General features: G+C 63.2%; 14 protein-coding genes. 6 read left to right on the forward strand and 8 right to left on the reverse strand.

Translation table 11 applies throughout. The features are described 5' to 3' along the window. The first annotated feature begins 14 nt into the window (after positions 1-14). The 4 genes from FVE66_RS10580 (at position 15) to FVE66_RS10595 (ending at position 4078) form a co-directional block, all read left to right on the forward strand. Positions 15-1085 (forward strand): ABC transporter substrate-binding protein, encoded by a 1071-nt coding sequence (locus FVE66_RS10580; protein ID WP_241673143.1) that lies wholly within the window; start codon positions 15-17, stop codon positions 1083-1085. Between the two features lie 117 nt (positions 1086-1202). Continuing rightward, positions 1203-2408, forward strand: coding sequence for a cytochrome P450 (locus tag FVE66_RS10585; RefSeq protein ID WP_241673144.1), 1206 nt, complete (start codon positions 1203-1205; stop codon positions 2406-2408). 114 nt (positions 2409-2522) lie between these two features. After that, on the forward strand, positions 2523-2846 hold the full coding sequence (locus tag FVE66_RS10590; RefSeq protein ID WP_151447411.1) for a 2Fe-2S iron-sulfur cluster-binding protein: 324 nt from the start codon (positions 2523-2525) through the stop codon (positions 2844-2846). Continuing rightward, positions 2843-4078, forward strand: coding sequence for an NAD(P)/FAD-dependent oxidoreductase (locus tag FVE66_RS10595; RefSeq protein ID WP_151447412.1), 1236 nt, complete (start codon positions 2843-2845; stop codon positions 4076-4078). Before FVE66_RS10590 ends, FVE66_RS10595 begins: the two co-directional genes overlap by 4 nt. Positions 4079-4084: 6 nt before the next feature. On the opposite strand, the gene lhpI is transcribed toward FVE66_RS10595, so the two are convergent. Continuing rightward, the gene (lhpI, locus tag FVE66_RS10600) at positions 4085-5041 is read right to left on the reverse strand and encodes a bifunctional Delta(1)-pyrroline-2-carboxylate/Delta(1)-piperideine-2-carboxylate reductase (protein WP_206668751.1); all 957 of its coding nucleotides are present in this window, start codon (positions 5039-5041) and stop codon (positions 4085-4087) included. A 248-nt stretch (positions 5042-5289) separates the two neighbouring features. On the opposite strand from lhpI, the gene dacB reads away from it, so the two are divergent. Then, entirely contained in the window at positions 5290-6702 is a 1413-nt protein-coding gene (gene dacB / locus FVE66_RS10605; protein ID WP_151447413.1) for a D-alanyl-D-alanine carboxypeptidase/D-alanyl-D-alanine endopeptidase, read from the forward strand. Positions 6703-7545: 843 nt separating this feature from the next. On the opposite strand, the gene FVE66_RS10610 is transcribed toward dacB, so the two are convergent. Genes FVE66_RS10610 through FVE66_RS10625 form a run of 4 tightly spaced genes read right to left on the reverse strand, consistent with a single transcriptional unit; the run spans position 7546 to position 10484 of the window. Further along, positions 7546-8037 carry a TPM domain-containing protein gene (locus FVE66_RS10610; protein WP_151447414.1) on the reverse strand — a complete coding sequence of 164 codons (492 nt, stop codon included), beginning with the start codon at positions 8035-8037 and terminating at the stop codon, positions 7546-7548. A gap of 4 nt (positions 8038-8041) precedes the next feature. Beyond that, a complete protein-coding gene (locus FVE66_RS10615; protein ID WP_151447415.1) occupies positions 8042-8845 on the reverse strand; it encodes a TPM domain-containing protein in 804 nt (267 codons plus the stop codon). A gap of 28 nt (positions 8846-8873) precedes the next feature. Next, positions 8874-9467 (reverse strand): LemA family protein, encoded by a 594-nt coding sequence (locus FVE66_RS10620; RefSeq protein ID WP_151447416.1) that lies wholly within the window; start codon positions 9465-9467, stop codon positions 8874-8876. 33 nt (positions 9468-9500) lie between these two features. Continuing rightward, a complete protein-coding gene (locus tag FVE66_RS10625) occupies positions 9501-10484 on the reverse strand; it encodes a DMT family transporter (RefSeq protein WP_338325382.1) in 984 nt (327 codons plus the stop codon). Positions 10485-10540: 56 nt separating this feature from the next. On the opposite strand from FVE66_RS10625, the gene pyrF reads away from it, so the two are divergent. Then, positions 10541-11359 carry an orotidine-5'-phosphate decarboxylase gene (gene pyrF, locus FVE66_RS10630; RefSeq protein ID WP_151447417.1) on the forward strand — a complete coding sequence of 273 codons (819 nt, stop codon included), beginning with the start codon at positions 10541-10543 and terminating at the stop codon, positions 11357-11359. A gap of 81 nt (positions 11360-11440) precedes the next feature. Here the strand turns inward: pyrF and FVE66_RS10635 are convergent, their stop codons facing one another. The 3 genes from FVE66_RS10635 to thiL form a co-directional block, all read right to left on the reverse strand. After that, positions 11441-11923 carry a CinA family protein gene (locus FVE66_RS10635; protein ID WP_151447418.1) on the reverse strand — a complete coding sequence of 161 codons (483 nt, stop codon included), beginning with the start codon at positions 11921-11923 and terminating at the stop codon, positions 11441-11443. Positions 11924-11999: 76 nt separating this feature from the next. After that, entirely contained in the window at positions 12000-12524 is a 525-nt protein-coding gene (locus FVE66_RS10640) for a phosphatidylglycerophosphatase A family protein (protein WP_241673146.1), read from the reverse strand. Continuing rightward, positions 12521-13486 carry a thiamine-phosphate kinase gene (thiL, locus tag FVE66_RS10645; protein ID WP_151447419.1) on the reverse strand — a complete coding sequence of 322 codons (966 nt, stop codon included), beginning with the start codon at positions 13484-13486 and terminating at the stop codon, positions 12521-12523. The genes FVE66_RS10640 and thiL overlap by 4 nt, the downstream gene beginning before the upstream one ends. Positions 13487-13560 lie beyond the last annotated feature (74 nt).

The following is a 13560-nucleotide window of genomic DNA, read 5'->3' on the forward strand; positions in this document are numbered from 1 at the left end:
ACCAGGAGACATTGATGACAACAACAGCACGTTCGGCTTCGTTTTTCAGATTGCGTCCGGCCTTGATGGCGGTTTCGCTTGCGGCTGCGCTGGGTGCGGCCATGCCAGGCGCGGCGGCTGCCTCCGAGCTGGTTGAAGTGCGGATCGGCACCAACGGCGTGGTCAGCGACGGGCCATTCTTCATTGCCAGCCGCAAGGGCTATTTTGCCGAGCAGGGGATCAAGGTGACCTTCGTCAAATTCGACGCGGGCCCCAAGATGATTGCCCCACTGGGCACCGGCCAGCTGGATGTTGCTGCTGGCGCGATTTCGGCCGGGCTGTTCAATGCCGCAGCGCGCGGAATCAACATCAAGGTCGTGGCCGACAAGGGCTCGACGCCGCCCGGCTATGACTACCTTCCTATCCTGGTGCGCAAGGCGCTGGTCGATTCCGGCAAGGTGAAAAGTTTCAAGGACCTGAAAGGCATGAAGGTGGCCGAGGCCGGCAAGGGCGGTTCGCAGGGTTCCAAGCTGAACGAGGCGCTCAAGAGCGAGGGCCTGTCGTACAAGGATGTGCAGCATGAGTTCATCAGCTATCCACAGCACGTGGCGGCACTCATGAACGGCGCAGTCGACGCTGCCATCACGACCGAACCCTCGGCGACGCAAGCGGTCGAACGCGGCGCGGCTGTGCGCATGTCGATGGACAAGATCTATCCTGACCAGGCCGTAGCAGCCTTGTTCTACGGCGGACAGTTCATTGCAAAATCGCCGGAGATTGCGAAGAAATTCATGATCGCCTACCTGAAGGGCACGAGGGTGTACAACGATGCGCTCAAGGACGGCAAGTTTGCCGGCCCTGCCGGCGAGGAAGTGATCCAGATTCTTGCGCAGGACAGCAATGTGAAGGATGTGGCGCTGTACAGGAAAATGACACCCAATGGAAATAATCCTGACGGCCGGGTGAACGAAGCCAGCATGAAGAAAGACCTGCAGTTCTACAAGGACCAGGGCTTCCTGGAAGGCGCGATCACGGTCGAGCAGGTGGTCGACCACAGCTTCGTCAATGCAGCATTGAAAGAGCTCGGACCATACAAACGCAAGTGACGAGGGGTTCGCGCGAACCGGCTGGCATGTGTTGCATGGCGTGATGTACAGCGGCGTCCTGCAGCAGGGCGCCGCGGAACGGCTGCGCAGGGCAAGCGCGGCAACAAGGAGATGATGATGGCAGAAATGGATCCAGTCGCCGGAACGGCGCCGGTATCGGACCTCGACCCGTTTTCGGACGACTACATACGCAGTCCCTATCCCTTCCACCAGCAATTGCGGGAGGCAGGGCCGGTAGTGTTCCTTGACAAGTACAAGGTGCATGCGGTCGGTCGTTATGCGGAGGTGCGGGGGATACTGGAAGACGCGGCGACCTTCTGCTCCGGCGCCGGGGTTGGCCTCGCCAACTTCCACAAGGATCCGCCGTGGCGTGCGCCGAGCATGGTGCTGGAAACCGATCCGCCCGACCATACACGTAATCGCGCCGTGATCAGCCGCGCGGTGTCGCCGGCGGCGTTGCGGGCGCTGCGCGCCGGCTTCGAAGCCGAGGCCAACAGGCTGGTCGACAGCCTGCTCGACCGCGACAGCTTCGACGCCGTCAAGGACATGGGCGAACCGTTTCCCCTGAGGGTGTTTGCCGATGCCATCGGCCTGATGGAAGATAGCCGGCAGCATTTGATCGCCTATGGCAACATGGTTTTCAACGGCATGGGGCCGCGCAACAAGCTGTATGACAATGCGATGGAAAATGCCGAAGAAGTCGCCGGCTGGGTGTGGAACGCCTGCCAGCGCAAGAACCTGTCGCCGGACGGGCTGGGCATTCGTATTTTCGATGCGGTGGATGCTGGCATCCTGACCGACGAAGAGGGGGCGCGGCTGGTTCGTTCCTTCCTGTCGGCCGGCGTCGATACCACCGCCAATGCGATCGCCAATGCGCTGTACTGCTTTGCCAGCAATCCGGATCAGTGGCAGGCGCTGCGCGCCAATCCCGATCTGTCACGAGCAGCCTTCGAGGAGATATTGCGCTTCGAGTCGCCGTTCCAGACTTTTTTCAGGACCACGACACGCGAGGTGGAGTTGGCGGGCGTCACCATCGGCGCCGACGAGAAGATCATGCTCTCGCTCGGATCCGCCAACCGCGATCCGCGCCAGTGGAGCGAGCCGGACCGTTTTGACATCAGCCGCAGCACTGCCGGCCATGTCGGTTTTGGCGCAGGCATTCACGGCTGCGTCGGTCAGATGATTGCCCGGCTCGAACTGGAAGTGGTGCTGCGCGCGCTGGCGACCCGAGTCGCGACCATCGAAATTACGGGCGAGCCGCGTCATCTGTTGCACAATACGCTGCGCGGATTCGAATACTTGCCGGTACGACTGGGCAGTTGATCCGCGCCGGCGGGTAGTCGGGGCAATGGGAGCAATCAACGTGCCGCGCTATGCCGCCGCTACATTGATTGCTTCTTTTTTTTAACGTTCCAGAGATTCAAAGCGCATTACGACATGGCAAAAATTACCTATATCCAGTCCGAGGGCCAGCAGCATGTGCTGGAAGTGGCGAGCGGAACCACGCTGATGGCCGCGGCCGTCGCCAACGGCGTGCCGGGCATCGTTGCCGAATGCGGCGGTTCCGCCATGTGCGCAACCTGCCATATCTATGTCGATTCCGAATGGGAGTCGAAGCTGCCGCCGATGAATGCGGTCGAGGACGAGATGCTCGACTCGGTGGCCGACGAGCGGCGCACCAGCAGCCGCTTGTCCTGCCAGGTGACGGTCACGCCTGAACTGGACGGACTGGTGGTGCATCTGCCCGGGATCCAGTCATGAGTGCGGGGACAGTCATCATTGCCGGCGCCGGACAGTCAGGCGCCCAGGCCGCAGTGTCCTTGCGGCAGGAAGGCTTCGAAGGGCGGATCGTCCTGATCGGGGACGAGCCGTCCCTGCCTTACCAGCGTCCGCCGCTGTCCAAGGCCTACCTGGCCGGGAAGGTGGAAGAGCCGGGTTTGCTGCTGCGCGCGGAAAAAGTGTACGCCGACCAGCGCGTCGAGTTGATGCTCGGCCAGCGCATCGAGGCGATCGACCGTGCCAATCACAGCATCCGCCTGGCTTCCGGCGCGACGATCGAATACAGCCATCTGGTGCTCGCGCTTGGCGCGCGCAATCGGCCCTTGCCGGTGGCCGGCGCCGAGCTCAAGGGGGTGTGCTATCTGCGCACGCTGGCCGAGGCGCGCAGCCTGCGCGAGCGGTTGGGCAGCATTTCCCGCGCGGTCGTGGTGGGCGGCGGATTCATCGGACTGGAGTTCGCGGCTGCTGCCCGCGCCCAGGGAATCGAGGTCACGGTGGTGGAAGCGGCTGCGCGGCCGATGTCGCGGGTCCTGAGCGAGCAGATGTCGGCTTACCTGAGCGCGAAGCACGAGGCCAATGGCGTGCGTATCGTCGTCAATCGCGCGGTCTGCCGCCTGCTCGGAGAGAACGGGCAACTGAGTGGCGTCGAACTCGACGACGGCACGGTGCTGGATGCGGACGTGGCCGTGATCGGTATCGGCGTCCTGCCGAACGTGGAACTGGCCGAGGCAGCGGGGCTGGCCGTGAACAATGGCATCGTGGTCGACGATCATCTGTTGACCAGCGACCCGGCGATATCGGCCATCGGCGATTGCGCGGCCTTCCCGAGCAGCTTCGCCGGTGGAATGATACGACTGGAGTCAGTGCAGAATGCCGTTGACCAGGGCCGCCTGGTGGCGGCGCGCCTGGGCGGCAAGCCTGCTCCCTATGCCAGCGTTCCCTGGTTCTGGAGCGAGCAATACGATGTTCGCCTGCAGATGGCCGGCATTACCTCGTCACACAACCAGGCCGTGGTGCGTGGATCGGCGCAAGAAAACGCCTGGTCCGTTTTCTGTTTCCGCGATGGCGTATTCCTTGGCGCCGAGTCGGTGAACCGCTCGCCCGACCACCTGGCGGTGCGCAAGCTGCTGGGCGCGGGCATTGCCATCACGCCCGAGCAGGCAGCCGATCCGGACTACGACCTGAAGCAGGCAGCTGCAGCAGCAGGGAAGTAGGAACGCTCAGCCTGCTGGCCGCAGCACCGACCACGCCAGATTTGCTGCGGCCAGGTCTTCGATCCCGGTACCGACTGACTTGAACAGCGTGATCTCGGCCGCTTCCCGGCGGCCGGGATGGCGCCCGTGCACCAGGTCCGCCATTTCGGCCAGCACCGCGCTGCGCTGCAGGCGCCCGTTCTCCATGGGCTGGCGCAAGTCTCCCGCTTCGGCCAGTGCGCCAGCAAAGGTGTCCACGAACAGCGACGCCGCAGCCATCAGGTCGTCATCCGCTTCGCGCATGTCAGGCTTGAATCCTCCCACCAGATCGACATGCGTGCCCGGGCTTATCCATTTGCGCTTCAGGAGTGGCGTCGTGCTGGTGGTGGCGGCGGTGATGATATCCGCGCTGGCGGCTGCCTCTGCCAGGTCGGTGGCGACGTCCAGTTCGATATTCGCGGGCAAGCCCTGTTCGCGGATGGCAGCGGCGGTGGCCCGTGCCCGCTCGCCATTGCGGCCCCATACCAGCACCCGTTCAATCGGGCGTTGGGCGCAATGCGCCGGGGCCATGTAGCGCGCCAGCGAACCGGTGCCCACGACCAGCAAGGTCCTGCTGTCGGGCCGTGACAACCAGCGCGAGGCGAGGGCGGACGCCGCGGCGGTACGGCGCAGCGTCAGTTCCTCCCCGTCCAGCAGCGCCTTCGGTTCTCCCGATGCCGTATCGAACAGCACGAAGATCGAGTGGACGGTCGACAGGCCGCGAGCCGGATTGCCCGGCGCCACCGTGACCAGCTTCACACCCATGTGTGCCTGCTCCTGCCAGACCGGCATCAGCAGCAGGACCGTTCCTTCCTTTTCATCTACCCGGTGCACATGCCGGGTGGGGGCAACTGCGCCCTGCAGGAACGCGTCGCGCAATGCATCGATCAGCGCGGGATAGGGCAGGGCGGTGCGCAATTGCGCGGCATTCAGGTAAGGGATCATCGGCGGCGTGGTCCAGGGTTCAAGGTTGAAGGGGCAAGGTTCAGGGTTCAGGGTTCAATTGTGTTCCGGGCAAGAAACCAGCATAGCGTAATTCAGCGCCAGCAGCCCGTCACAGGACCAGGCGGGCTGCTGCGGGAAAATGCGGGGCAGCCGGTCCCGGCCTGCTGAAGGCGCATCGCCGTGAAGCGGCTTCGGCGTGGGATAATTCCTGTCCGGAATACCCGCACTCTTGCGATCCAGTCATGACCATGCCTTCATTTCAACGGACTGTCGCGCTGCTGCTTGCTGCTGCGTGCCTGTTCGGCAATACCGCAGCGGCCCAGGCGCTGCCGGATGGGGTGGCGAAAGCCTTTGCCCGGGCCGGCATTCCGCGCCAGGCGGTCGGTGTTGTGGTGCAGGAGGTGTCGTCCCGGTCACCCAGGATCGAACAGAACGCGGACCTCGCTTTCAGTCCGGCGTCGCTGATGAAACTGGTGACGACCGATGCCGCGCTGGAGCTTCTGGGCCCGACCTTCAGCTGGCGCACGGAGGCTTATGCCACCGGCACGCAGTTGGCCGATGTGTTGCAGGGCGACCTGGTGATTCGCGGGGGCGGCGATCCCAAGCTGGTCATCGAAAATTTCTGGCTGTTCCTGCGCCAGGTGCGGGCGCGGGGAATACGGGAGATCCGCGGCAACCTGGTGCTGGACCGTAGTTACTTCCAGACCGAGCCGGCCGATCCGGCCGCCTTCGATGGCGATCCGCAAAGGCCGTACAACGCCTTGCCCGATGCCTTGCTGCTGAACTACAAGACGCTGTCATTCCGCTTCCTGCCGGACGAGGCTGCCGGCATGGTCAGGGTGGCAATGGAGCCGACGGTCGATGCCTACGCGGTAGCGGCGCCGCAACTGGCCGCGGGCGACTGCAACGAATGGCGGAAATCCTTGCAGCCGCGGCCGAGCGCGAGCGGTATGGGTTTCGATGGTCCCTATCCCGCTGGCTGCGGTGAGCGCAGCTGGAACATGCACGCATGGCAATTGACGCCCGACCAGTATTTCGGCGTCGTTTTCCGGCAGTTGTGGCGCGAACTGGGTGGTGTGTTCAGCGGCGAAGTGCGCGCTGGCAGCGTGCCGCCGGATGCGCGGCTGCTGGCCCAATGGCGTTCGCCGGCGCTGTCCGAGGTGGTGCGCGAGATCAACAAGTTCAGCAACAATGTGATGGCTCGTCAGTTGCTGCTGACAATCGGTGCTGAAGTATCTGGCCCGCCTGGAGATATCCAGCGCGGCACCGCAGCGGTGCGCACCTGGCTTGCCGGCAAAGGGATCGCCGCGCCTGAACTGGTGCTCGACAACGGTTCCGGACTCTCGCGCAACGCGCAGATTGCGCCCCGTACGCTTGCGCGCCTGCTGGTTTCCGCATTCCACTCGCAATCCATGTCGGAATTCATGTCGTCGATGCCGCTGGCCGGGCTGGACGGCACGATGCGCAACCGGCTTCTGAACTTGCCCGGGGTTGCACACATCAAGACCGGAAGCCTGAACGGAGTGCGCGGCATCGCGGGGTATGTGCTGGCGGCGTCGGGGCGGCGCTACGCGGTCGTGAGCATCGTCAATCACGTCAATGCGCCGGCGTCACATGCGGCGCATGATGCCTTGCTGCAGTGGATCATCGAGAAGGGGTGATTGTTGCCGATATCCGTGGTTTTGCGGATTTGTGGCTCTTTGGCTTGCGGGTGGTGTGGCTGGGTTTGATGGTTGTGGTTGTGAAGCCGGGAGACACCCCGGCGGGTGTGTAACTTTCTTTTGGAAAAGAAAGTCACCAAAGAAAACACCGTCAAAACCCACTTGGCCAACGCCCGCCTCGATAGGCAACCAGACTCGGACGCCTGGGCCGAACCATTGCGGCGTTCGCGAGGAAGGTCCTGCCACACGTTCGCCTCTGACCGGGATCAGCCAACCCGCTTCAATGCCGCCGACCGCACACCACTGCTCGTTGACTCCCAATTGTTTTCGAAGCCGCTAATTGGCTCTTGAGGTCCTATTGTCAGCGGCAGTGGGGATCGCGGGGGATTTTCTGCCGTTCCTTGCTGCTCCTTGTCTTTCGTCGAACAGCCCCATCGCTTGTTTGAAGCTTCGAAAAAAATTAAGAGTCAACGGTGCGCTGGGCATCGGTATAAGACACTTCATGGGGTTGGCTGATTAGGTAAGGGGCACACAGCCGAGGGATCATCACTCGCGAACGTCGCACTGGATTAGCCCAGACATCCGAGTCTGGTTGGCTATCGAGGCGTGCGTTGGCCAAGTGGGTTTTGACGGTGTTTTCTTTGGTTCCTTTCTTTTTAAAAAGAAAGGGACACACCCGCCGGGGTGTCTCCCGGCTTCACAACCACAACCATCAAACCCAGCCACACCACCCGCAAGCCAAAGAGCTGCAAAACCACAAAACCACAAAACCACAGATATGGGCAACGATCACCCGTTGAAAGGAATGAACGACTGTAGTGGTCGTCCATTACACACCGGCGCTCACAGCATCAGCGGCCGATTCGGCAATTCGTTCGGATTGTGATCCTCGGCCGGAAAGTCTGCGTGCAGCATCCCGTTGAGCTGGTCTATCGCTTCCACCACGCTCTCGTCATAGCGGCCGGCGGCGAAGCCGGCGGTGATGGTGCGGCACACCTGCTGCCATTGCGCCGCTTCCAGCAGCTTGTTGACGCCGCGATCGGCGACAATCTCGACCATCCGGTCTGCCAGGTTGATGTAGACCAGGATGCCGCAATTCTCTTCGGTATCCCAGATCCGGTATTCGGTAAATAACGCGCGTGCCCGATGGCGGGCGGTCCGGCCTTCGAGCAGGTCGCCGAAGCTCATGGCCGGTTCCACCATCAGCCGGATCTCGGCACGGTGCGCTTTCTCGCCGCGCGCAATCGCGGCCTGGATTGCCTTCATGCCTTCCGGCGGGAAAGCGCGGCGGCCAGCGGCGCTGGTGGTGGTCAGGTGTCGGAACAGTCGTTTCATATGGTCACCAGTTCCCCGAGGCACCGCCGCCGTCGAATCCGCCGCCACCGCCCGAAAATCCGCCGCCGCCCCCCGAAATTCCGCCGCCGCTGCCCCAGCCGCCGCGGCCGATATTGCCGTGTCCGTAACCCATGCCGCTACCGAGGATGATGCCGGCGGAGCGCCCCCAGCCGTCGGAACTGAAGTTGCGATGCCCGCGCCGCATGCGGCTGATCGTGATGAAGATAAAGAATGCGAACAGCAGGAAAGGCAGCCAGCCGCCCAGGTCTTCCTCCGCTGCCTTCTTTTGATTGGCGGGCAGTTGCTCCTTGTCCACCGTGGCAGCGATTGCCGCGACCCCGGCCGACAGGCCGCCGTAATAGTCGTTCTGCCGGAAATGCGGCGCGATCACGTCCTGCAATATGCGCTTGGACTGGGCATCAGTCAGCGAGCCCTGGACGCCGCGTCCGGCCTCGATGCGCAATCGTCGCAGCGCCGCTGGATTGTCCTTCGCGACGACCAGGATCACGCCGTCATCGATACCCTTGCGGCCCAGCTTCCATGCATCGGCAACACGGATGCTGTACTGCTCGATCGCTTCCGGCGCGGTGCTGTTGATGAGCAGCACGGCGATCTGGTTGCCGGTACGCTCTTCGTGTTCCTTCAGCACGCCCTCAAGCTTGCTGCGCTCGTCCGGCTTGAGCATGCCCGACAGGTCGGTGACGCGCGCCTGCAGCGGCGGCACGGCCACGAAATCCTGGGCCCAGGCCTGGCTGGCCAGGCACAACAGCAACAGCGCTAGCGCTAGCAAATGCCGGATGGCGTGCATGGGGGCGATGACGGTAGCGGTGATTGTCTTATTTCCCGAAGTTGACGGCCGGCGCATTGGAAATCGAGCGTTCGTTTTCGACTGCGAAATTAGGCTTCACCTTGTAGCTGAAAAGCATTGCCGTCAGGTTGGTCGGGAAGCTGCGCGTGAGCACGTTGTAGTCACGCACCGACGCGATATAGCGCTGGCGGGCGACGGTGATGCGGTTCTCGGTTCCTTCCAATTGCGACTGCAGGTCGCGGAAGCTGGCATCGGCTTTCAGTTGCGGATAGTTCTCTGCCACCACCATCAGCCGCGACAGTGCCTGCGTGAGCTGGCCCTGTGCCTGCTGGTAACGCTGGAACGCTGCGGGGTCGTTCAGCACCTCCGGTGTGACTTGCATGCTGGTGGCCGACGCCCGTGCCCGGGTCACGGCTTCCAGCGTTTCGCGCTCGTGCGATGCATAACCCTTGACCGTATTTACCAGATTGGGAATGAGGTCGGCCCGGCGCTGGTACTGGTTCACCACTTCGCTCCATGCCGCCGCCACGCTCTCGTCCTTGTTCTGGAAGTCGTTATAGCCGCAGCCGCTCAGCAATGCCGTCAGTGCGGCGATGCCCAGCCAGTTGATCCATTTCTTCATGTGGGTTCTCCGGAAAGGGTGCTTGTCCAAACGTCAAGTGGGGGCAAGTGCGCGTGGTTTCAACAGCACCGCGCTCATTGCCAGCAGAATCAGCAACATGGCGGCATAGTCCTGCCAGTGCGGCGTTTCGCCGAGCATCCAGGCGCCGCTGAACACGCCGAGCACCGGAATCATCATGATGGACAGGCTGGATGCGACTGGTGGCAGCAGGCGTGCCAGCCGGAACCATACGGTGTGTACCAGTCCGAAGATGATCAGGCCGTTGTACAGGATGGCGGCAGATTCGCGCCCGGTCGGTACGCGCCAGGCCGGGTGTTCGAGGATGGTCGCGCCGATCGTCAGCACGGCGGTCGTGATGGCCATCATCCAGAACGTCAGCGCCATGGTGGACATGTCGATCGGCGAGCGCTTCATGACTACTGTGCCGTAGCCCCAGGCTGCCGCCGCGAGCAGGATCAGGCCGCTGCCCAGCGGCTGTCCGGCGATGTTGCCGATCTCGCTGGTCAGCAGCAGCATTGCCGCCGTCATGGCGCAGGCGACGCCGAACCATGCCCGGCCGGGAATTGTTTCGCGGAAAAAAACCACGCCGGCGAGCACCGCCCACACCGGCATCGTGTAGGCGAGGATCGCCGCCCGTCCGGACGCCAGCATGCGTACGCCGAACACGATCACCGCATGCCAGACCAGCATGTTAGGTATGGTCAGCCGCACCACCGGTGCCAGTTGGTCGCGCCGCAGGGCCAGGGAAACGCCTTGCATGCGCGCGACCAGCCAGATGACCGCCAGGCCGATCAACATGCTGATGGTGCGAAACGTCAGCGGCGGGAAATCCTGGACGCCGATTTTCATGATCGGCCAATTGATGCCCCAGCAAACTGTCATCAATATGACCAGCAGCCAGTCTTTGGGAGAGAGCGTTGTCATGCCGGAACGATAGCATGGCGCAGTACGTACGGTACGCACGGTACGCACGGTACGCACGGTACGCACGGTACGCACGGTACGCACGGTACGCACGGTACAATACGTTCCCGCCTGCGGCACCGCCGGCTCTCCCAGAAAGCGACCACATCTTGAGCTTTACCGACAAATTGCAGGCGGCATGGAACAGCCAGGATTCCATGCTCTGCGTCGGACTTGATCCCGACGTTGCCAAGTTCCCGGCAGAACTGCGCGGCCGCGCCGATGCAGTGGCTGAATTCTGCATCCGGGTGATCGATGCCACCGCGCAATATGCCTGTTCATTCAAGCCGCAGATCGCCTATTTCGCGGCGCTCGGGGCAGAGGATCAGCTTGAGCAGGTGTGCCGTCATGCGCGCGAGCACTATCCACACTTGCCGCTGGTGCTGGACGCCAAGCGCGGCGACATCGGTGCCACCGCGGAACAATATGCACGCGAGGCGTTCGAGCGTTATGGCGCGGACGCGGTGACGGTCAATCCATACATGGGTCAGGACTCGATTGCGCCGTATCTTGAATGGCGCGACCGCGGCGTCATCGTGCTCTGCCGTACTTCCAATCCGGGCGGGTCCGACCTGCAATTCCTGACGGTGAACGGACAGCCGCTGTACCAGCACGTCGCACACCTGGTGGCGGACAAGTGGAATGTGAACGGCCAGTGCGGCCTGGTGGTCGGCGCGACTTTTCCCGCCGAGCTGGCCGAGGTCCGCAGGATAGTCGGCGACATGCCGCTGCTGGTGCCCGGCATCGGGGCGCAGGGCGGGGATGTGGATGCGACGGTGAAAGCAGGCAGGACCTCGTCGGGCAAGGGCATGATGATCAATTCATCGCGTGCGATCCTGTACGCAAAGCCCCAGGCTGGAGAGGATGCGTGGCAGGCAGCGGGCCGGGTCGCCATGGAAACGCGGGACGCGATTCGCGCAGCGGCCTGACCGGCGGACTGGCCCCGGGCCAGGACTCGGCTGCCGGGCAGCAGTTTTGCCCGGAAATCGCAGCGCAGGCGATCTACAGCATTACTCTTCCAGTTGACGCACCAGGCAGGCCAGCGCATGCGCCACCGCCTGCTCTCGTACCGCCTGGCGGTCGCCCTGGAATACTTTGCGCTCGGTACGGACCTTGTTGCCGACCATCCAGCCAAAACAGACGGTACCTACGGGTTTGCCCGGAACGGCGCCGCCGGGACCGGCGATGCCGGTGGTCGACACGGCCACTTGTGCATTGCTGTTGGCGACAGCGGCCTCTGCCATCGCCGCTGCGATCTCCTCGCTGACAGCGCCGTGCTGCGCAATCAGTGCCTCGGAAATATTGAGCAGATCGGTTTTCGATGCATTTGAATAGGTGACGAAGCCGCAATCGAACCATTCCGATGAGCCGGGGATTTCCGTGACAGCCTGGGCGACGCCGCCCCCGGTGCACGATTCCGCCGTCGCCATCAGCAGCTTCCTCTGTTTAAGCGCCTGTCCGACGCGGGCTGCAAGGTCGATGATGTTTTCCATGCTTGTCGTCTCCTCGGTTGTCTTGTTTTCGCCGGCCGTCCAAGCCGGGCTCCTGATGCCCGGCCCTTCCTTCAGTTCAGATTACACGCCAGAGCGCGAACAGCAACAGCGTATAGAAGGCGGCGACAATATCGTCCCACATTACGCCGAATCCACCTTTGATGTGGCGATCGAACCATGCGATCGGCGGCGGTTTGAGCATGTCGAAAACGCGGAACCAGATGAAGGCCCACAACTGGGTTTCCCCCGTTGCCGGGGCAATCAGCAGCAGCACCAGCCAGAAAGCGATGATCTCGTCCCACACCATGCTGCCGTGATCGCTGATGCCCATGTCGCGCCCGGTCTTGCCGCAGGCCCAGATGCCGAGCAGGAATCCGGCCGCGATCATGCCCCCCCATGTGGCAGCGTCGAAGACGCCGGGCCAGCGGCTGCTGAGGACGTTGAATGAGAGCCATGCCAGCAACGTGCCTGCAGTGCCGGGCATGACCCGCGACAGTCCGCTGCCGAAACCCTGTGCGATCAGGTGCGCCGGGTGCGCCAGCATGAAACGCGAGCCGGGCTTGGTGACGTGGGCTGTTTGTCCGCTTTCCAGAGTGGTCATGAAGTGAAATGATCGAAAGAATGCAAATCGAGTGTCAGCGGCCGGCCGCTCGCATCTTGCAGGCGCAGGCCGGGCGTGCTGTCCATGACGCCGATCCGGGTGACCGGCGTTGCAGCCGCACGTGCTGCGGCCTGCACCTCATTGCGTGCAGAGGCGGGGGCGGTGAAGCAGAGTTCATAGTCATCGCCGCCGGCCAGCGAAAATTTGCGTCGCCGGTCCGCCGGCTGGCGCTGTAATGCCGGCCCGGCAGGGACGGCGTCGACATCGACGGTGGCGCCGATACCGGATTGTTCCATGATGTGGCCGAGGTCACCGCACAATCCGTCCGAGACGTCGATTGCTGCATGGGCGATGCCGCGCAGCGCGATGCCGAGGGACACCCGGGGAGCGGGCCGCAGCAGGCGCGGTTCTGCCTGCTGCATGGACAGCTCGTCCAGCGTCAGTTCGTTGCGATGGCCGGCCAGTGCCAGGCGGGCGTCGCCAAGGGCGCCGGAAACCCATATATCGTCGCCGGCGCGGGCAGCGGAACGGCGCAGGGCCTGGGCCAGCGGAACCTCGCCGAAAACGGTGATGCAGATATTGAGCGGCCCCTGTGTCGTGTCGCCGCCGACCAGTGCGCATCCTGATTGGTCGGCCAGCGCGAACAATCCCCCCGAAAATGCGGCGAGCCAGGCTTCGTCAGCCGATGGCAGCGACAGCGCGAGCGTGAATGCGAGCGGCTTTGCTCCCATCGCGGCAAGATCTGAAAGGTTGACTGCCAGCGATTTGTGGCCGAGCGAAGCAACGTCCACATCAGGAAAAAAATGCCGGCCCTCCACCAGCATGTCGGTGGAGATCGCCAGTTGCATGCCGGGCGATGGCGCGAGCAGCGCGCAGTCATCGCCTATGCCAAGCGCGATGCGGCCGCCCGGCTGCAGCGGGCGGTTGAAGTAGCGGTCTATCAGTTCGAATTCGGACAACATTCCCGGATTGTACCGAATGTACCGAGGCAGCCGCCGTAGCTGCGGCGGTTGCTGCGCGCCAGGCTCGGCGGCAA

Origin of the sequence: Lacisediminimonas profundi (assembly GCF_008831265.1) — a bacterium.
Lineage (GTDB): Bacteria > Pseudomonadota > Gammaproteobacteria > Burkholderiales > Burkholderiaceae_D > Lacisediminimonas > Lacisediminimonas profundi.

Coding starts and splice junctions, on each gene's coding strand:
- lhpI (WP_206668751.1), bottom strand. CDS start 5,041: ATGATCCCTTACCTGAATGCCGCGCAATTGCGCACCGCCCTGCCCTAT.
- FVE66_RS10590 (WP_151447411.1), top strand. CDS start 2,523: ATGGCAAAAATTACCTATATCCAGTCCGAGGGCCAGCAGCATGTGCTG.
- FVE66_RS10585 (WP_241673144.1), top strand. CDS start 1,203: ATGGCAGAAATGGATCCAGTCGCCGGAACGGCGCCGGTATCGGACCTC.
- FVE66_RS10640 (WP_241673146.1), bottom strand. CDS start 12,524: ATGACCACTCTGGAAAGCGGACAAACAGCCCACGTCACCAAGCCCGGC.
- FVE66_RS10615 (WP_151447415.1), bottom strand. CDS start 8,845: ATGCACGCCATCCGGCATTTGCTAGCGCTAGCGCTGTTGCTGTTGTGC.
- dacB (WP_151447413.1), top strand. CDS start 5,290: ATGCCTTCATTTCAACGGACTGTCGCGCTGCTGCTTGCTGCTGCGTGC.
- thiL (WP_151447419.1), bottom strand. CDS start 13,486: ATGTTGTCCGAATTCGAACTGATAGACCGCTACTTCAACCGCCCGCTG.
- FVE66_RS10580 (WP_241673143.1), top strand. CDS start 15: ATGACAACAACAGCACGTTCGGCTTCGTTTTTCAGATTGCGTCCGGCC.
- FVE66_RS10620 (WP_151447416.1), bottom strand. CDS start 9,467: ATGAAGAAATGGATCAACTGGCTGGGCATCGCCGCACTGACGGCATTG.
- FVE66_RS10635 (WP_151447418.1), bottom strand. CDS start 11,923: ATGGAAAACATCATCGACCTTGCAGCCCGCGTCGGACAGGCGCTTAAA.
- FVE66_RS10595 (WP_151447412.1), top strand. CDS start 2,843: ATGAGTGCGGGGACAGTCATCATTGCCGGCGCCGGACAGTCAGGCGCC.
- FVE66_RS10610 (WP_151447414.1), bottom strand. CDS start 8,037: ATGAAACGACTGTTCCGACACCTGACCACCACCAGCGCCGCTGGCCGC.